At 34.5% G+C, this 19,992-nt stretch carries 20 protein-coding genes; 18 read left to right on the plus strand and 2 right to left on the minus strand.

Annotated elements, in window-relative coordinates; all coding sequences use genetic code 11:
- Positions 1-493: 493 nt before the first annotated feature.
- Complete coding sequence (locus AK212_RS10980) at positions 494-850, plus strand: DoxX family protein (RefSeq protein ID WP_053030989.1); 357 nt, start codon at positions 494-496, stop codon at positions 848-850.
- Between the two features lie 224 nt (positions 851-1,074).
- On the opposite strand, the gene pdxR is transcribed toward AK212_RS10980, so the two are convergent.
- Complete coding sequence (gene pdxR, locus AK212_RS10985) at positions 1,075-2,436, minus strand: MocR-like pyridoxine biosynthesis transcription factor PdxR (protein WP_053030991.1); 1,362 nt, start codon at positions 2,434-2,436, stop codon at positions 1,075-1,077.
- 99 nt (positions 2,437-2,535) lie between these two features.
- On the opposite strand from pdxR, the gene pdxS reads away from it, so the two are divergent.
- On the plus strand, positions 2,536-3,423 hold the full coding sequence (gene pdxS / locus AK212_RS10990; protein WP_053030993.1) for a pyridoxal 5'-phosphate synthase lyase subunit PdxS: 888 nt from the start codon (positions 2,536-2,538) through the stop codon (positions 3,421-3,423).
- A gap of 3 nt (positions 3,424-3,426) precedes the next feature.
- Positions 3,427-3,981 carry a pyridoxal 5'-phosphate synthase glutaminase subunit PdxT gene (gene pdxT / locus AK212_RS10995; RefSeq protein WP_053030994.1) on the plus strand — a complete coding sequence of 185 codons (555 nt, stop codon included), beginning with the start codon at positions 3,427-3,429 and terminating at the stop codon, positions 3,979-3,981.
- A gap of 101 nt (positions 3,982-4,082) precedes the next feature.
- On the opposite strand, the gene AK212_RS11000 is transcribed toward pdxT, so the two are convergent.
- The gene (locus tag AK212_RS11000) at positions 4,083-5,297 is read right to left on the minus strand and encodes a NupC/NupG family nucleoside CNT transporter (RefSeq protein WP_053030996.1); all 1,215 of its coding nucleotides are present in this window, start codon (positions 5,295-5,297) and stop codon (positions 4,083-4,085) included.
- A gap of 154 nt (positions 5,298-5,451) precedes the next feature.
- Between AK212_RS11000 and AK212_RS11005 the strand changes: the two genes are divergently transcribed.
- From AK212_RS11005 to secE, 15 genes are all read left to right on the plus strand, one after another.
- Complete coding sequence (locus AK212_RS11005) at positions 5,452-5,913, plus strand: CtsR family transcriptional regulator (protein WP_053030998.1); 462 nt, start codon at positions 5,452-5,454, stop codon at positions 5,911-5,913.
- 22 nt (positions 5,914-5,935) lie between these two features.
- On the plus strand, positions 5,936-6,499 hold the full coding sequence (locus AK212_RS11010; protein ID WP_053031000.1) for a UvrB/UvrC motif-containing protein: 564 nt from the start codon (positions 5,936-5,938) through the stop codon (positions 6,497-6,499).
- Entirely contained in the window at positions 6,492-7,499 is a 1,008-nt protein-coding gene (locus AK212_RS11015) for a protein arginine kinase (protein WP_053031002.1), read from the plus strand. Before AK212_RS11010 ends, AK212_RS11015 begins: the two co-directional genes overlap by 8 nt.
- Before the next feature lie 15 nt (positions 7,500-7,514).
- A complete protein-coding gene (locus tag AK212_RS11020; RefSeq protein WP_053031003.1) occupies positions 7,515-9,995 on the plus strand; it encodes an ATP-dependent Clp protease ATP-binding subunit in 2,481 nt (826 codons plus the stop codon).
- Between the two features lie 351 nt (positions 9,996-10,346).
- The gene (gene radA / locus AK212_RS11025; RefSeq protein ID WP_053031005.1) at positions 10,347-11,711 is read left to right on the plus strand and encodes a DNA repair protein RadA; all 1,365 of its coding nucleotides are present in this window, start codon (positions 10,347-10,349) and stop codon (positions 11,709-11,711) included.
- Between the two features lie 74 nt (positions 11,712-11,785).
- Positions 11,786-12,808 carry a PIN/TRAM domain-containing protein gene (locus AK212_RS11030; protein ID WP_371106756.1) on the plus strand — a complete coding sequence of 341 codons (1,023 nt, stop codon included), beginning with the start codon at positions 11,786-11,788 and terminating at the stop codon, positions 12,806-12,808.
- A 414-nt stretch (positions 12,809-13,222) separates the two neighbouring features.
- Positions 13,223-14,677, plus strand: a complete 1,455-nt coding sequence (gene gltX / locus AK212_RS11035) for a glutamate--tRNA ligase (protein WP_053031106.1) — start codon at positions 13,223-13,225, stop codon at positions 14,675-14,677.
- A gap of 442 nt (positions 14,678-15,119) precedes the next feature.
- The gene (gene cysE, locus AK212_RS11040; protein ID WP_053031008.1) at positions 15,120-15,761 is read left to right on the plus strand and encodes a serine O-acetyltransferase; all 642 of its coding nucleotides are present in this window, start codon (positions 15,120-15,122) and stop codon (positions 15,759-15,761) included.
- Positions 15,745-17,145, plus strand: a complete 1,401-nt coding sequence (gene cysS, locus AK212_RS11045; RefSeq protein ID WP_053031010.1) for a cysteine--tRNA ligase — start codon at positions 15,745-15,747, stop codon at positions 17,143-17,145. The genes cysE and cysS overlap by 17 nt, the downstream gene beginning before the upstream one ends.
- A gap of 1 nt (position 17,146) precedes the next feature.
- Positions 17,147-17,533 carry a Mini-ribonuclease 3 gene (locus AK212_RS11050; protein WP_053031012.1) on the plus strand — a complete coding sequence of 129 codons (387 nt, stop codon included), beginning with the start codon at positions 17,147-17,149 and terminating at the stop codon, positions 17,531-17,533.
- An 8-nt stretch (positions 17,534-17,541) separates the two neighbouring features.
- The gene (gene rlmB / locus AK212_RS11055) at positions 17,542-18,291 is read left to right on the plus strand and encodes a 23S rRNA (guanosine(2251)-2'-O)-methyltransferase RlmB (protein ID WP_053031014.1); all 750 of its coding nucleotides are present in this window, start codon (positions 17,542-17,544) and stop codon (positions 18,289-18,291) included.
- Positions 18,288-18,815, plus strand: coding sequence for an NYN domain-containing protein (locus AK212_RS11060; RefSeq protein ID WP_053031016.1), 528 nt, complete (start codon positions 18,288-18,290; stop codon positions 18,813-18,815). The genes rlmB and AK212_RS11060 overlap by 4 nt, the downstream gene beginning before the upstream one ends.
- 70 nt (positions 18,816-18,885) lie before the next feature.
- The gene (locus AK212_RS11065; RefSeq protein ID WP_053031018.1) at positions 18,886-19,473 is read left to right on the plus strand and encodes a sigma-70 family RNA polymerase sigma factor; all 588 of its coding nucleotides are present in this window, start codon (positions 18,886-18,888) and stop codon (positions 19,471-19,473) included.
- A gap of 98 nt (positions 19,474-19,571) precedes the next feature.
- Positions 19,572-19,715 carry a 50S ribosomal protein L33 gene (gene rpmG / locus AK212_RS13215; RefSeq protein WP_080365550.1) on the plus strand — a complete coding sequence of 48 codons (144 nt, stop codon included), beginning with the start codon at positions 19,572-19,574 and terminating at the stop codon, positions 19,713-19,715.
- Positions 19,716-19,776: 61 nt separating this feature from the next.
- Positions 19,777-19,977: a preprotein translocase subunit SecE gene (gene secE, locus AK212_RS11070; RefSeq protein WP_011276726.1), complete on the plus strand. Its 201-nt coding sequence runs from the start codon at positions 19,777-19,779 to the stop codon at positions 19,975-19,977.
- Positions 19,978-19,992: the final 15 nt, after the last annotated feature.

The raw sequence follows: 19,992 nt of genomic DNA on the forward strand, positions 1-19,992 counted from the left end.
GATTTACGTTCCGCTAGAGTAGGACGTTGCCAGGCAAATCGTATGGATGCGATGAGCCGATATCGAGACCGTAAGGTCTCTTTTTTTATGCTTAAAAAATCAAACCGAAGGTTTAATGATATATATGTATAATGGCTTAACGAAGAGAAAGCGTTTGAAGCTGATGAATTGAGAAAATTGAGAAGCGAGTTTAGTAGAGCTAAAAGAGCAAGCAATTTTAGAAAAAGAAGAAAGATGCGAGCGCTTGCCTCGAAGTAAAGTAAGATTCTTAGCGCCGATGGTAGCCGATTTACGTTCCGCTAGAGTAGGACGTTGCCAGGCAAATCGTATGGATGCGATGAGCCGATATCGAGACCGTAGGGTCTCTTTTTTTTATGCTTAAAAAATCAAAATGAAGGTTTAATGATATAAAGGTTGAAATAATTATTATCATCATGTAGTATATGTAATATATTGCATATAATAAATATATCTACAAGGAGAACGACTTACAATGAGAATTGGTTTATTATTAATAAGACTTATGTTAGGTATTACATTTACAATACATGGATCTCAAAAAGTATTTGGTGGATTTAAGGAACCGATGGCAATGATGTCTGATTTAGGTTTCCCTGCATTCTTAGGAATTATATTAGGGTTATTTGAGTTTATCGGGGGCATATTAATGATCATAGGTTTATTTGCAAACTATGTTGCTGCTGGTTTCATTATAATTATGCTTGGCGCTTTATTTACAGTTCATCTAGCACATGGTTATATGGCTTCAGAACTTGTAATTATACTATTGGTAATGAGTATATCTGTAATGATTTCTTATAATTGGAAGAAATCACTTGAACTTTATTAAAAATGTGTATTTGCGAATAATTAGCAAATACGTTCATTGAAATTCTATAAGTAAAGTAAAGTCAGTCTGGGACAAAAATAATATAATAATGCTATTTAGCAAATTCGCAGTAGCTGACTGAACTGAGAAGGCGCTTAACTCAAGCTTTTCTCAGTTCTAGTCACCCTTGCGGGGGTGGGACGACGAATTCAAAAGAATTCTGTCCCTCTCCCACTTTTTAATGATTATAAAGTTAATGCTTTGATTAAAATATCAGTATGCTCTTTAAGTTGATGGTTGGGAATACCACCGAAACCAATAATAAACTTTGGGATTGGTTCAACTTGCTCATCATAGTTGTAGATATTTAATTTTAATTTTAGTTCTTCCGCATTGTGCAGGCATTGAGACATGGTAAGTCCATTATTTACTGTTAGTGTGAAATGCATTCCTGTTAATGCGCCTTCAATGTTTAGTTGTTCCTTATAGGGTTCCAATCGTTGCAATATATAATTTAGTTTCTCTCTATAAATTTTTCTCATTTTATTTAAATGACGTTCAAAACTTCCAGATGACATAAAATTCGCAATGATTTGTTGGATATGAACAGGGACGGTATTACTCTCTTTATAAGGCATAGATAAATAAGATTGTAATAATGTTTGAGGCAAAACGATATAAGCAATACGACAACTCGGATAAAGTGATTTTGAAAATGTACTAATATAGATTACTTTGTCTTTTTTATCTAAACTTTGTAAAGCAGGAATTGGTTTACCGTAATATCTGAATTCTGAATCATAATCATCTTCAATAATATATCTACTATGTTTCTGATGAGCCCATTTAATGAGTTGGGTACGTTTTTTTAAGTTCATGACATAGCCAGTTGGGAATTGATGAGATGGTGTGATATATACAATATCATTATTAGAATTAAGTACGTCAGTCATGTTTATTCCATCTTTCTCAACAGTTGCTTGAATATAATCGTGATTGTTTTTATCCAAAACATGTTTAATTGGTGGATAACTTGGTTTTTCTATTATGAATGACGATGTTTTAAGAATATCAGTAATCATGTTAAGTAATTGCTCAGTAGAAGACCCAATGATAATTTGATTTGGATGACATGACACACCTCTACTATTAAATAGATAATGTGCGATTTGTTGTCGTAAATTTAGTTCACCTTGTATGTCTCCTTTTTCTAAAAGCGCTAATTCATTATCTTCAAATGCTTCCTTTGCAAATTTTCTAAATAGATTTAGAGGGAAATATTCGGCATCTATCTCTGCTAAATTAAATGCATACTTATATTGGTTAGTGTCAATTGGATTCGCTTCTGTTTCAATAGATGGGCTATTAACATTAATGACAGGGAGAGACTGTATATCAGATACATAATAGCCGGAGCGGGGTTTAGAGTATATAAAACCTTCATCTAAAAGTAGTTGATAGGCATGCTCAATAGTTGTATGGCTAAGTGATAAATGTTCACTTAATTGGCGCTTTGATGGAAATTTATCTTGTGTTTGATATTGACCTTCGATAATTTGATTTTTCAGCTGCTCATATAATGCTATATATAATTTTTGCTTTTTCATTTTAAACTGACCCCTAATTTTATAAATAAATTGTACCTTTTTAAATATCAGTTTATAACTTAAAATGAATTTAATCAAATGTGAAAAGGGGTTAATATTATGTCTAAAATCGTAGGATCAGATCGAGTTAAACGAGGAATGGCTGAAATGCAAAAAGGCGGCGTTATTATGGACGTTGTTAATGCAGAACAAGCTAAAATTGCTGAAGAAGCTGGCGCAGTTGCTGTTATGGCTTTGGAACGTGTACCATCTGACATCAGAGCAGCTGGTGGGGTAGCACGTAGCGCTAATCCTAAAATTGTTGAAGAAGTAATGAATGCTGTTTCAATTCCAGTTATGGCAAAAGCACGTATCGGTCACATTACTGAAGCACGTGTATTAGAAGCTATGGGTGTAGATTATATTGATGAATCTGAAGTATTAACACCTGCAGACGAAGAATACCACTTAAGAAAAGATCAATTCACTGTTCCGTTTGTGTGTGGTTGCCGTAACTTAGGAGAAGCTGCACGTCGTATTGGTGAAGGTGCTGCGATGTTACGTACTAAAGGTGAACCGGGTACAGGTAACATCGTTGAAGCTGTAAGACATATGAGAAAAGTTAATTCAGAAGTTAGTCGTTTAGTTGTTATGAATGACGATGAAATTATGACTTATGCTAAAGAATTAGGTGCACCATATGATGTGTTAAAACAAATTAAAGATCATGGACGCTTACCTGTTGTTAACTTTGCAGCTGGTGGTGTTGCTACACCTCAAGATGCTGCTTTAATGATGGAATTAGGCGCTGATGGTGTATTTGTTGGTTCAGGTATTTTTAAATCAGAAGACCCTGAGAAATTTGCTAAAGCAATTGTTCAAGCTACGACGCATTACCAAGATTATGAACTTATCGGTAAATTAGCTTCAGAAATAGGCACAGCAATGAAAGGTTTAGATATTAATCAAATTTCATTAGAAGAACGTATGCAAGAGCGTGGTTGGTAATTTATGAAGATTGGTGTATTGGCATTGCAAGGTGCCGTACGTGAACACATTCGTCATATTGAACTTAGTGGTCATGAAGGTATTGCAGTTAAAAAGGTTGAACAATTAGAAGAAATAGATGGATTAATTCTTCCAGGTGGAGAATCTACTACACTAAGAAGATTAATGGATCTATATGGTTTTAAAGAAAAGTTACAACAGTCTGATTTACCAATGTTTGGTACATGTGCAGGCCTTATCGTACTTGCGAAAGATGTCGAAGGTGAAACTGGCTATTTGAAAAAGTTGAATATCACTGTTGAACGTAATTCATTTGGCAGACAAGTGGATAGTTTTGAAGCAGAGTTAGATATTAAAGGTATAGCTGAAAACATTGAAGGTGTATTTATTAGAGCACCTCATATTGCTAGTGTTGAAGAGGGCGTAGAAATATTAAGCACTGTGGGCGAAAAGATTGTAGCAGTCAAACAAGGAAAATATTTAGGTGTATCATTCCATCCTGAATTAACGGATGATTATAGAGTGACACAATACTTTATCGATCATATGGTCAAATAAAAGAATAGTAGGTAATGGAGAGACGCATTTGAGTGTTTCCATCTATGAAAATACCCTAGAACTTCTAATCGTCAGAAGTTCTAGGGTATTTAATTTCAATATTAGATAAAGAATCCAGCGATTGCTGCTGAAATAAATGATACCAATGTTGCACCTAATAATAATTTAAGTCCAAAACGTGCTACGACGTCACCTTTTTCAGAGTTAAGTGATTTGATAGCACCTGAAATGATACCAATTGAACTGAAGTTAGCGAATGATACTAAGAATACTGATGTAACACCTTTAGCATGTTCAGAAATATCTTTTAAGTTTCCTAATGATTGCATTGCAACGAATTCATTAGATAATAATTTAGTTGCCATAATTGAACCAGATTTAACTGCATCTTCCCATGGTACACCAGCTAAAAATGCTAATGGTGCGAAGACAAATCCAATTAACGTTTGGAAATCCCATGTAATTGCGCCACCAGAAACAAAGCTAAAGATACCACTAACGATACCATTTAATAATGCGATGATGGCAATATAACCTATTAACATCGCACCAACGATTACTGCAACTTTGAACCCGTCTAAAATGTATTCTCCCAACATTTCAAAGAATGATTGCTTTTTAGTTTCGCTTTCGTCTACTAATAGTTTATCGTCTTCTTCATTAACTTTATAAGGATTGATGATAGAAGCAATAATGAAACCACCAAATAAGTTTAATACTACTGCTGTAACAACGTATTTAGGCTCAATCAATGTGAAGTAAGCACCGATAATTGACGCTGATACTGTCGACATTGCTGAAGCGGTCAATGTGTACAAACGTTGTTTAGGTATGTAAGGTAATTGTTGTTTTAATGAAATAAACACTTCCGATTGACCTAAGATTGCAGCAGCTACTGCGTTATAAGATTCTAAACGTCCCATACCGTTAATTTTAGAGATTAAGAATCCTAAAACATTAATAATCCATGGTAAGATTCGAGTGTATTGCAAGATACCAATTAATGCTGAAATAAATACAATTGGTAGTAATACGCTAAAGAAGAATGGTGGGTTTTTTGGATCGACAAATTTGAATCCGCCAAACACGAAGTTAACCCCTTCTGCAGCTTTTTGTAATAAGTAGTTAAATCCTTCCGAAATGCCCCCAATAACTGTAATACCTGCTGTCGTTTTTAATAAAATAAACGCAAATACAAGTTGGATGACTAATAAAAGACCAACATATTGCCAGCGAATATTTTTTCTGTCAGAGCTAAACAAAAATGCAAGTGCCAAAAAGAAAATTATCCCAATAATCCCAATAAGAATATGCATAATTCTACTCCTTTAAATTTTTCTTAATTAATATAATACATTAAATTCTTGCATGTAACATCATTATTTTAGAAAATTAAAAAACAAATTGGTTGAAAAAGGTCAAAGATGCTCATATAATATAGTCAAAGAAGGTCAAAAGAGGTGGTAAATCATGCACAACATGTCTGACATCATAGAACAGTACATTAAAAAGTTATTTGAAGAAAGTAATGAAGACGTGGTAGAAATTCAACGAGCTAACATTGCTCAGCGTTTCGACTGTGTACCTTCTCAACTAAATTATGTTATTAAAACTAGATTCACAAATGAACATGGTTATGAAATAGAAAGTAAACGTGGTGGCGGAGGTTATATCCGAATCACTAAAATTGAAAATAAAGATGCAACGGGGTATATTAATCACCTATTGCAAATCATTGGGCCATCTATTTCTCAACAACAAGCGTATTATATTATAGATGGTTTGCTAGATAAGGGGCTCATCAGTGAAAGAGAAGCAAGAATGATTCAAGTAATCGTAGATCGCGAAACATTAAAAATGGACGTGGTTGCTCGAGATATCATTAGAGCCAACATATTAAAACGCGTATTACCAATCATTAATTATTATTAGTAGAAAAGCGAGGTGTCTATGTGTGCTTTGTGAAAACTGTCATTTAAATGAAGCAGAGGTTAAACTCACAGTAAAAAGTAAAGAAGGCACTTCTGAGAAATGGGTATGTTCTATATGTGCGCAGGGCGAAAATCCTTGGCAACAAAATGAAAATACATCGCCACATTCTCAGTTTCAAGACGATATTGAAGAAGCTTTCGTCGTCAAACAAATATTGCAACATTTAGCAACTAAGCATGGAATTAATTTTCATGAAGTGGCTTTTCAAGAAGAGAAGCGATGTCCAACATGCAACATGACTTTAAAAGATATTGCACATGTAGGGAAATTTGGTTGTGCAAATTGTTATGCTACATTTAAAGATGACATTGTAGATATAGTAAGACGTGTGCAAGGTGGGCAATTTGAGCACGTAGGTAAAACGCCTCGTTCTTCTCATAAGAAACTTGCCATCAAAAAACAAATCGAAGAAAAAACGAAGTATCTCAATGTATTAATTGATGAACAAAACTTTGAAGAAGCTGCTATCGTTAGAGACGAAATAAAGGCATTGAAAGACGAGAGCGGGGTGGAACGTAATGAGTGATATGAATACGCATATCAGTGAATGGATGAAGCAAACGGAAGAATCTCCAATTGTGATGTCTTCCAGAATCCGATTAGCTAGAAATTTAGAAAATCATGTCCATCCACTCATGTTTCCCTCAGAACAAGATGGCTTTAGAGTGATAAATGAAGTACAAGATGTATTACCTAATTTGTCTCTCATGCGATTAGATACAATGGATCAACAAAACAAGATGAAACTAGTTGCTAAACATTTAATTAGTCCTGAACTTATTAAACAACCGGCATCAGCAGTGTTATTAAATGAAGACGAATCAATCAGTATTATGATTAATGAAGAAGACCATATACGCATACAAGCAATGGGAAATGATTTGTCATTACATGATTTATATAACAAAGCGAGTGATATTGATGATACGTTAGATCAATCGCTAGACATTAGTTATGATGAACATTTAGGGTATTTAACAACATGCCCAACCAATATTGGTACAGGTATGAGAGCAAGTGTAATGCTACATTTGCCAGGGTTATCCATCATGAAACGTATGAATCGTATTGCACAGACCATTAATCGTTTTGGTTTTACGATTCGAGGTATATATGGAGAAGGCTCGCAAGTTTATGGCCATATCTATCAAATTTCAAATCAATTAACACTTGGTAAAACTGAAGAAGAAATTATAGATAACTTAACTGAAGTTGTTCAACAAATTATAAATGAAGAAATGCAAATTCGTGAACGCTTAACGCATTATAATGAATTGGAAACGTTAGACCGTGTTTATCGGTCGTTGGGTATCTTACAGAACAGTCGAATTATTTCAATGGAAGAAGCTTCCTATCGTTTAAGTGAAGTGAAATTAGGTATCGATTTAGGGTATTTAACATTGAAAGACTTTAAATTTAATGAATTAATGGTAAGTATTCAATCAGCGTTTATTTATAACGATGAAGATGAAACAATCTCTGTAAATGAGAAGAGAGCAGATATATTAAGAGAATATACACAATAGGAGGTACAGAAATATATGCTATTTGGTAGATTAACTGAACGTGCACAACGTGTCTTAGCACATGCGCAAGAAGAAGCTATACGTTTAAATCATTCTAATATAGGTACAGAACATTTACTACTTGGCTTAATGAAAGAGCCAGAAGGTATAGCCGCTAAAGTATTAGAGAGTTTCAATATTACCGAAGATAAAGTGATTGAAGAGGTTGAGAAATTAATCGGCCATGGACAAGATCAAACAGGAACATTGCATTATACACCTAGAGCCAAGAAGGTAATTGAACTTTCAATGGACGAAGCTAGAAAGTTACATCATAACTTTGTAGGTACAGAACATATTTTACTAGGTTTAATTCGTGAAAATGAGGGCGTAGCTGCGCGTGTGTTTGCTAATCTAGATTTAAATATTACAAAAGCGCGTGCTCAAGTGGTTAAAGCATTAGGAAGTCCTGAAATGAGCAATAAAAACGCTACAGCAAATAAATCAAATAATACACCTACATTAGATGGATTAGCACGTGATTTAACTGTGATTGCCAAAGATGGAACACTAGATCCTGTTGTGGGTAGAGACAAAGAAATTACGCGTGTGATTGAAGTATTGAGTCGTCGTACTAAAAATAACCCAGTACTAATTGGCGAACCTGGGGTAGGTAAAACTGCAATTGCAGAAGGTCTTGCACAGGCGATTGTTAATAATGAAGTGCCTGAAACATTAAAAGATAAACGTGTCATGTCACTTGATATGGGAACAGTTGTAGCAGGTACTAAATATCGTGGTGAATTTGAAGAACGTTTGAAAAAAGTAATGGAAGAAATCCATCAAGCTGGTAACGTTATTCTATTTATTGATGAATTGCACACATTAGTTGGTGCTGGAGGTGCAGAAGGCGCAATTGATGCATCAAATATATTAAAACCAGCATTAGCTCGTGGTGAATTACAATGTATTGGTGCTACAACATTAGATGAATACCGTAAAAACATCGAGAAAGATGCAGCGTTAGAACGTCGTTTCCAACCCATTCAAGTCGATGAACCTTCTGTTGAAGATACAATCGCAATTTTAAAAGGATTACGAGATCGTTATGAAGCGCATCATCGTATTAATATTTCTGATGAAGCACTTGAAGCGGCTGCTAAATTAAGTGATCGCTATATATCTGATCGTTTCTTGCCTGACAAAGCAATTGATTTAATTGACGAAGCAAGTTCAAAAGTAAGACTGAAAAGTCATACAACACCTAACAACTTGAAAGAAATTGAGCAAGAAATTGAAAAAGTAAAAAATGAAAAGGACGCTGCAGTTCACGCTCAAGAATTCGAAAATGCGGCTAATTTACGTGATAAACAAACGAGACTTGAAAAACAATATGAAGATGCTAAAAATGAATGGCAAACAACGCAAGGTGATAAATCTACATCACTATCTAAAGAAGATATTGGCGAAGTGATTGCAGGCTGGACAGGCATACCACTTACAAAAATCAATGAAACAGAATCAGACCGATTATTGAATCTTGAACAAACATTACATGATAGAGTGATTGGTCAAAATGACGCTGTAACATCTATAAGTAAAGCAGTACGTCGCGCACGTGCAGGATTGAAAGACCCTAAACGTCCAATCGGTAGCTTTATCTTCTTAGGACCAACTGGTGTAGGTAAGACGGAACTAGCTAGAGCGTTAGCAGAATCAATGTTTGGCGAAGAAGATGCAATGATTCGTGTTGATATGAGTGAGTTTATGGAAAAACATGCAGTGAGCCGTTTAGTTGGAGCGCCTCCTGGCTACGTAGGTCATGATGAGGGTGGCCAATTAACTGAAAAAGTTAGACGTAAACCTTATTCAGTTATTTTATTTGATGAAATTGAAAAGGCACATCCAGATGTGTTTAACATCTTATTACAAGTGTTAGATGATGGTCATCTAACGGATACTAAAGGACGTCAAGTTGATTTCCGTAATACTGTGATTATTATGACATCAAATGTTGGTGCACAAGAATTACAAGATCAACGCTTTGCAGGTTTCGGTGGTGGCTCTGACGGTCATGACTATGAAACGATTCGCAAGACAATGATGAAAGAATTGAAAAATTCATTCCGTCCAGAATTCTTAAACCGTGTAGACGACATTATCGTATTCCATAAACTTTCTAAAGATGAATTGAAAGAAATTGTTACAATGATGGTTAATAAATTAACACAACGTCTTTCTGAACAAGATATTAATATTGTAGTAACCGACAAAGCGAAAGAAAAAATTGCGGAAGAAGGTTATGATCCAGAGTATGGTGCACGTCCATTAATCAGAGCTATTCAAAAAACAGTTGAAGATAACTTAAGTGAATTAATTTTAGATGGCAACCAAATCGAAGGTAAAGAAGTCGTGATTGATCATGATGGCGATGAATTTAAATATAATATCAATGAAAAAAATAATAATGTTTCAGATTCAGACGAAGATAGTGACGTAACTGAAACAGAAGCATAATTTAATAAAATGAACGTTAGGCCTAGCTGTTTTTAGGATAAAAATAGTATAGGGTTATAACGCAAAGTACGTGCTAACTAATGAAGATGAGATAATATTTATATAGTGCGTTTCTTAGCACTCGTCATTTATCTGGGAGTGGGACATGAATTCTTAATGGATTCTGTTCCACTCCTATTACTTTTTGAAATATAATGTAATGATTTCAACTGAAATAAAATGATTATCTATATACGTCATTTCGAACAATAAATATCAATATATTTATATAAAATGCTTAAGTTTACATTTGTCATTGTGCAACGTTACATATAAAATAGATTTGTTCAAAGAAAAATCGGAGGTGCAATTTTGGCCAAAAAGAAAGTGATTTTTGAGTGTATGGCTTGTGGCTATCAATCTCCAAAATGGATGGGAAAATGTCCTAATTGTGGTTCATGGAATCAAATGGAGGAAATTGTTGAAAAAGCTTCAAATCCCAAACACGGCGTTAAGACATCAACATCTAGCGCAAAGGTCCAGAAATTAAATGATATTAAGAATGAAGTGACGCCAAGAGTTCAGACAGAATCAAAGGAATTTAACCGCGTTTTAGGTGGTGGTATTGTAAGTGGTTCTTTAGTGTTAATAGGTGGAGATCCTGGTATTGGGAAATCAACACTATTACTACAAATTTGTGCATCACTATCACAAAAATTAAATGTACTATATATTACGGGTGAAGAATCACTTAATCAAACTAAATTACGAGCTGATCGTTTAGATGAAGATTCTAGTAATTTAAACGTGCTGGCAGAAACGGATTTAGAAGTGATATATCAAACGGTTCAACAAGCACAGCCAGATATTTTAGTGGTCGATTCAATCCAAACCATATATCATCCAGAGATTAGTTCGGCACCTGGCTCTGTATCTCAAGTTCGAGAAAGCACGCAGAGTTTGATGAATATTGCCAAACAAATGAATATCGCTACATTTATCGTTGGTCATGTAACCAAAGAAGGTCAAATTGCAGGACCACGTTTATTAGAACATATGGTTGATACTGTATTGTACTTTGAAGGAGATGAGCATCATGCTTATCGTATCTTGAGAGCAGTTAAGAACCGTTTTGGTTCTACTAATGAAATGGGCATTTTTGAAATGAAACAAAGCGGATTGAAAGGGGTACATAATCCGTCAGAAATGTTCTTGGAAGAGCGGTCTACTAATGTACCTGGATCAACGATTGTAGCAACGATGGAAGGTACGCGACCATTGCTAATAGAAGTTCAAGCGTTAGTGACACCTACCACATTTAATAACCCTAGACGTATGGCTACAGGAATTGATCATAATCGTTTGAGTTTATTAATGGCAGTATTAGAGAAAAAGGAAAATTATTTATTACAACAACAGGATGCTTATATTAAAGTGGCAGGTGGTGTTCGATTAACAGAACCAGCAGTTGATTTAAGCGTTATTGTAGCGACAGCTTCAAGTTTCAAAGATAAGGCAGTGGATGGCCTGGATTGTTATATTGGAGAAGTAGGTTTGACTGGTGAAGTGAGACGTGTTTCTCGAATTGAGCAACGTGTTCAAGAAGCGGCTAAATTAGGGTTTGAACGAGTTGTTATTCCACAAACTAATATTGGTGGATGGCAATTCCCTGAAGGTATTAAAGTAGTAGGTGTCTCTACTGTACATGAGGCACTTAAATATGCTTTTAAAGCGTAACATAAGCTGAAAAAGAGGTGAGACTTTTGAAAGTATTAAAAGGCATTGTAATCATTATATATATTATCTTAGGTATGGCACTTGGTATTTTGCTAATACCTGAAATACTTAAAGATTTTAATATTAATGGTTATCCATTTTTAAATAATTATTATATTGACGGCTTAATAGGCATCGTAGTATTTTTCTTGATTTTTGGCTTCTTTATTAATAAAGTAACAAGAACTTTCAAAGCCGTTGAACATTGGATTATGCAACGTAGCGCAGTTGAAATTTTATTTGCAACACTCGGACTTATCATTGGCCTATTTATTTCAGTAATGGCCTCGTTTATTCTAGAAATGATTGGAAATACGATACTGAATCATCTTATACCACTTATTATTACTTTATTGCTATGTTATTTAGGCTTCCAATTTGGTTTGAAGAAGCGTGACGAAATGCTCATGTTCTTGCCGGAAAACATGGCGCGTTCTATGTCTAAAAGTAATATTAGTGCCGTACCTAAACTATTAGATACAAGCGCAATTATCGATGGTCGTATCTTAGATGTCATTCGATGTGGTTTTATCGATGGCGAAATACTTATTCCGCAAGGTGTCATTAATGAACTTCAAGTCGTTGCTGATGCGAATGATAGCGTGAAGCGTGAAAAAGGGCAACGTGGATTAGATATATTAAATGAATTATATGATTTAGATTATCCGACACGTGTGATACATCCACAAAAGTCTCACAGTGATATCGATGAACTATTAGTGAAATTAGCACAGAAATATCATGCGCATGTGATTACTACCGATTTTAATTTAAATAAAGTATGTCACGTTCAAGGAATTAAAGCGTTGAATGTGAATGACTTGTCTGAAGCAATTAAACCAAATGTACATCAAGGCGATCGCATTAATATTCTATTGACTAAAATGGGTAAAGAACCTGGTCAAGGTGTTGGCTATTTAGATGACGGTACAATGGTAGTGGTTGATAATGCGAAACCACTTGTTGGTAAGCATGTAGACTTAGAGGTCATCAGTTTATTGCAAACATCATCAGGTCGTATTATTTTCGCTAAAAAAGTTGACGATTCGGAATCATGATTCATAGAATAGGTTTGATGATGACAATAAAATATGTGTAAATGACTAGGTTTCATGTGAAACGCTAAATGTTGAGCGTACGCTTTTCAAATAGCAAAGCATGAAACCTATTTATGTAATGTGAATGAATGTGCAACTAAGTGTGGTAAGTGGAAACATGTGACTTATCAAAGTATTGATTTAATGCTACAATAATGAAGAAATGCGAACTTTTATCTAAGATGAATGTAAAGTGGAAAGTTATTCGGAAACACGTCTAAAATGATAGTTTGGAATAACTTTTTTCTAATGGTTTGAAGATGTTTCTGAATGGTGTATGACTGCTCGGTTAAATTACAGAGCGCGTCACCTATATTAGATAAAGCGTATGAATTCGATGGTAAAACAGAATTAATAATTATAGGAGTGAATACGATGAGTGAACGCATTAGAGTGAGATATGCGCCAAGTCCAACTGGATATTTACACATTGGTAATGCAAGAACTGCATTATTTAACTATTTATTTGCCAAACATTACGATGGTGATTTCGTAGTGCGTATTGAAGATACAGATAGTAAACGTAATCTTGAAGATGGTGAGTCATCTCAATTTGATAACTTGAAATGGTTAGGTTTAGATTGGGATGAATCTATCGATAAAGATAAAGGTTATGGTCCTTATCGTCAATCTGAACGCGGTGACATCTATAATCCACTTATCCAGCAATTATTGGATGAAGATAAAGCTTATAAATGTTATATGACTGAAGAAGAACTTGAAAAAGAACGTGAAGAACAAATTGCACGTGGTGAAATGCCTCGTTATGGTGGCCAACACGCACATTTAACTGAAGAGGAACGTCAACAATTTGAAGCTGAAGGACGTCGCCCATCAATTAGATTCCGTGTGCCTCAAGATCAAACGTATACGTTTAATGACATGGTGAAAGGTGAAATTTCATTCGATTCAAATAACATAGGAGATTGGGTTATCGTTAAAAAAGACGGCATACCTACGTATAATTTTGCTGTAGCCATCGATGATCACTATATGGAAATTTCTGATGTTATTCGTGGGGATGACCATGTTTCTAACACACCTAAACAACTTATGATTTATGAAGCGTTTGGTTGGGAACCACCACGTTTTGGTCATATGTCATTAATTGTTAATGAAGAACGCAAAAAACTAAGTAAACGTGATGGTCAAATTTTACAATTTATCGAGCAATATCGTGACTTAGGTTACTTACCAGAAGCATTATTTAACTTTATTACATTATTAGGTTGGTCTCCAGAAGGCGAAGAAGAAATCTTTTCTAAAGAAGAATTTATTAAGATCTTTGATGAGAAACGTCTTTCTAAATCACCAGCAATGTTCGATAGACAAAAATTAGCTTGGGTTAATAACCAATATATGAAAACGAAAGATACGGATACTGTATTTGAACTTGCATTGCCCCATCTTATCAAAGCTAATTTAATCCCAGAATCTCCAAGTGAAGCTGATAGAGAATGGGGTCGCAAATTAGTTGCACTTTACCAAAAAGAAATGAGTTATGCAGGAGAAATTGTACCGTTATCTGAAATGTTCTTCCATAAAATGCCTGAATTAGGTGAAGAAGAGCAAGAGGTTATTAATGGGGAACAAGTACCAGAATTAATGTCACATCTATATGGTAAATTAGAAGCTTTAGAACCATTTGAAGCGGGTGACATCAAAAAGACAATTAAAGAAGTACAAAAAGAAACAGGTATTAAAGGTAAACAATTATTCATGCCAATTCGTGTTGCCGTAACAGGTCAAATGCATGGTCCTGAATTACCAAATACTATTGAAGTACTAGGTAAAGACAAAGTATTATCACGATTAAAAAAATACGTGTAAATGGTGTAAAGCACATACGTGAACAAGATGAACATTTTATTTAGCTAACACTTGAAATTTTACATTAAAGCAAATAAGATAAAGTTAAACATGGCAAAGTCATGTTAATATTGATATTACAAGCGCAAAGGATTAGTAAATATTAGACTATGATTTCAGAGAGTGTACGGTCGCTGCGAGTACACCATAGACGATATTGAATGCACCTTTGTTTGATCAACTAAATAAAGTCAATGAGTATGATAAAGTTAACTTTATCACCTATAGGTAGGGTGAAGTACTAGCTTAATTTTATCTAGAATACAGAGTGGAACCGTGCAGTAGCGCCTCTAGCATCTTAGTGTTAGGGGTGCTATTTTGTTTATCTATTATGTATATCAGTAGTATGTATATTGATTTTGATAAATTTTTAACTTTTTAAAAAACTGAGGGGGCGACAGTCTTGATAAAAAGAATTAGAGACGATGTGAAAATGGTGTTTGAACAAGACCCAGCAGCGTGTACAACATTTGAGGTGATTACAACTTATGCTGGATTACATGCAGTATGGAGTCATCTAATTGCGCATAAACTATATAATAAAAAACGTTATGTACTTGCGAGAATCATATCTCAAGTATCACGTTTCTTTACAGGGATTGAAATACATCCAGGTGCTAAAATTGGCAAACGCTTATTCATAGACCATGGTATGGGCGTTGTCATTGGTGAAACTTGTACAATTGGTGATAATGTAACTATTTATCAAGGTGTCACACTAGGTGGTACAGGTAAAGAAAAAGGGAAACGTCATCCTGATATTGGCGATAACGTATTAATCGCAGCTGGGTCAAAAGTGCTAGGTAATATTCAAATTGATTCAAATGTAAATATTGGTGCGAATTCAGTAGTATTACAATCTGTTCCAAGTTATACGACTGTCGTCGGTATTCCAGGACATATTGTTAAACAAGAAGGTAAACGTATTGGTAAAACATTTGATCATCGTAATTTACCTGACCCATTATTTGAACAAATTAAGCAACTAGAAAAGCAACTAGAAAAAGCTAAGAACGGAGAGATTAAAGATGATTACATTATATAATACTTTGACACGTCAAAAAGAGACATTTGAACCGATTGAACCAGGTAAGGTGAAAATGTATGTTTGCGGTCCGACGGTATACAATTACATTCATATTGGTAATGCGCGTCCAGCTATTAATTATGATGTGGTGCGTAGATATTTCGAATATAAAGGGTATGAAGTGATTTATGTTTCAAATTTCACTGATGTAGACGATAAATTAATTAACCGTTCGAAAGAATTGAATGAGAGTGTGCCAGATATTGCAGATAAATATATTAAAGCATTTTATGAAGATGTTGGTGCATTAAATGTTAAGAAAGCTACTTCAAATCCTCGTGTAATGAATCATATGGACGAGATTATTGATTTTATTAAAGATTTAGTTGACGACGGTTATGCCTACGAGAGTGATGGCGATGTATACTTTAGAACGCGTCAATTTGAGGGGTACGGTAAATTAAGTCATCAGTCATTAGATGATTTAAAAGTAGGCGCAAGAATTGAAGCTGGAGAACAAAAAGAAGATGCGCTAGATTTCACATTATGGAAAAAAGCAAAACCTGGTGAAATTAGTTGGGAAAGTCCTTTTGGTGAAGGACGTCCAGGTTGGCATATTGAATGTTCTGTAATGGCGTTTCACGAATTAGGTAAAACAATTGATATTCACGCCGGTGGTTCTGATTTACAATTCCCACATCATGAAAATGAGATTGCCCAATCAGAAGCACATAATCACGCGCCATTCGCAAATTACTGGATGCATAACGGCTTTATAAATATTGATAACGAAAAAATGAGTAAATCATTAGGTAACTTTATTTTAGTGCATGACATTATTAAAGAAGTAGATCCTGATGTATTGCGATTCTTTATGATTAGCGTACATTATAGAAGTCCTATTAATTATAATTTAGAACTGGTTAATGCAGCTAAGAGTGGTTTAGAGCGTATCCGAAATAGTTATCAATTGATAGAAGAACGTGAAACGATTGCGACAGATATTGTTGACCAATCTAATTATATTGACCAAATCGATGCTATTTTAGAACAATTTGAGACTGTTATGGATGATGATTTCAATACTGCCAACGCAGTTACTGCTTGGTATGATTTGTCTAAACTTGCGAATAAATACGTTTTAGAAAACAATACATCTACGCAAGTCATTTCAAGATTTAAAGAAGTTTATCAAATATTCAGTGATGTGCTCGGTGTGCCACTTAAAGGTAATGAATCAGATATGTTACTTGATGAAGATATTGAAAAACTCATCGAAGAACGTAATGAAGCGCGTAAAAATAAAGACTTTGCACGTGCAGATGAAATTAGAGATATGCTTAAAGAACAAAATATTATACTAGAAGATACGCCACAAGGTGTACGCTTTAAACGTGGATAGTATGGATATTAAATTATTAAATCCATTAACATTAGCCTACATGGGTGACGCAGTATTGGACCAGCACGTGCGTGAATATATTGTTCTTAAATTACAAAGTAAGCCCAATCGATTACATCAAGTTTCGAAAAGTTATGTGTCTGCTAAAAGTCAGGCACAAACTTTAGAAACATTGTTTGAAATGAATTGGTTCACTGATGAAGAACGAGACATTGTTAAAAGAGGTCGCAATGCCAAAAGTCACACTAAGGCTAAAAATACAGATATTCAAACTTACCGTAAAAGTTCTGGGTTAGAAGCAGTCATTGGATTTTTATATTTAGATCATCAAGAAGAAAGATTGGAAAATTTACTTGATATGATTGTACAAACAGTCAATGAAAGGTAGTGAAGACAGTGGAAGATATCGTTATTGTCGGTAGACATGCTGTTAAAGAAGCGATTGTTTCTGGCCATACAATTAATAAAATTTGGATTCAAGAAGGTATTAGAAAGCAACAAATTAATGATATTTTACAAAGTGCAAAAGCACAAAAATTAATTGTGCAAACTGTGCCAAAATCCAAATTAGATAATTTAGCAAATGCACCTCATCAAGGTGTCGCTGCACTGATTGCCCCATATGAATATGCGGATTTCGATCAATTTATACAATCGCAAAAAGATAAAGAAGGTTTATCAACGGTTGTAATTTTAGATGGCTTGGAAGACCCACATAACTTAGGTTCAATATTAAGAACGGCAGATGCTAGTGGTGTTGATGGTGTTATTATTCCTAAAAGACGTTCAGTTGCGCTGACACAAACTGTAGCTAAAGCATCCACTGGTGCGATCCAACACGTTCCGGTTATGCGTGTTACAAATTTAGCTAAAACCATTGATGAATTAAAGGAACATGGCTACTGGGTGGCTGGTGCTGAAGCGGATAATGCCACAGACTATAGAGATATGGCGGCGGATATGCCATTAGCTATCGTTATAGGTAGTGAAGGTCAAGGTATGAGTAGATTAGTTAAAGATAAATGTGATTTTTACATCAAGATACCAATGGTTGGTCATGTGAATAGCCTTAATGCATCTGTAGCTGCGAGTCTAATGATGTATGAGGTCTATCGTAAACGTCATCAAATTGAGGACAACGCATGAAAGATAGATATTTAATTATTGATGGCTACAATATGATTGGACAGTCACCGGAACTCGGTAAGATTGCAAAGCATAATTTGCAAGAAGCACGCGAACAATTATTAGATGCCATTGCTAACTATAATGCTGTTGTCGCTGATGAAGTTGTATGTGTGTTTGATGCATATGAACAATCAGGTATAGAAAGAGAATACATTTATCATGGTGTAAAAACAGTATTTACTAAAGAAAAAGAAACAGCAGATAGCTATATCGAACGTTATGTTTATAACCTATATAACAAACACACAACACATATTACCGTTGTAACGAGTGATATGAGTGAGCAACATGCCATATTTGGTGCTGGCGCATATCGAGTATCTTCGAGAGAAATGTGGCGTGATTTAAGAGAGAATGAAATCACGGTCAGTAAGTCTTTGGATAATTTCACAGAAAGTAAACCAAGAACTCGAATTTCATTATCAAATGATGTATTAGCAGAATTTGAAAAAATAAGACGCGGGAATCATAACAAAGATTGAAATTGCCCACTTGTCTTTTGAAAATAACATCGTATAAACTTTCTCTAACTTAATTTGAAAGGGAAGGTTTATGGCGCATCAATTCAAACAACTAGAGGAGACATTTAAAGCGTTTCAAAATAGTCATTGCAGTCTCGAACGAGAAAGATTATTTATAGAAATAGTAAATCATATACAACCGAAGCTTATTCAAAAGTTTAAAAGTTCTAGAGTACAGAATGAAGAAATAGAAGATTTAGTACAAGAATCATTAATCAGAATTTACTTAGCACTCCATACATTTGATTTTAGTACGAATGTTCCTTTCGAACACTATTTAAACTGTATTGTACGTTCAATGCGAAATGATTTTTGGAGAAGAAAGTATACCGAAATGAATAAACGAGATAGTATGATTAATGACTATGTCATCGAATATAGATTGAACCAATCTATCAAACGTATTGAAGAAGCATGTATGTTACATGAGCAACGTAAAATGCTAGCGCGTAGTTTAACAGCACTAAGTCAGTTTGAACGTTGCGTAGCACAATTACTAATGTCTGATTATACGCCTAATGAAATTGCGAAACATTTAGGTATTAAAGATAAAGTGGTTTACAATAGTATTCAACGTTGTAAAATAAAAATGAAGTGTTATTTATTGAAGCATCATTAGTAAGTTGTAATAGCATTTATATAGCGGTGCTAGTTTGACATTTAATGTTTGATTTATGTATAGTATACTGGTATTAAAATGAGCAAAGGTGAACTGAATTGAAAAAAGTACCTTTAATTTGTGAAGTTTGTGGTACAAGAAACTATAATGTACCGAAAAAAGAAACTTCTGCAACGAGATTAGAATTAAAAAAATATTGTTCGAGATGTAATGCGCATACGATTCACAAAGAGTCTAAATAATAGTGGAACTATTACGATTAGAGGTAGCGGTTAACTAACTGTGAGTATGGAGGTAATTTTGATGGCTAAAGATAAGGGCACAAACAAAGAAAAAGATAGTTTTTTCCAAGGCGTTAAAAGTGAAATGGAAAAAACAAGTTGGCCAACAAAAGAAGAACTTTTTAAATATACTGTGATTGTAGTTTCTACAGTAATCTTCTTTATGGTCTTTTTCTGGGTGTTAGATATAGGTATTGGTAATTTAATTGAATTATTTAGATAAGAATAAGGAGTGACA

It is taken from the genome of Staphylococcus borealis, assembly GCF_001224225.1.
Taxonomy (GTDB): Bacteria; Bacillota; Bacilli; order Staphylococcales; family Staphylococcaceae; genus Staphylococcus; species Staphylococcus borealis.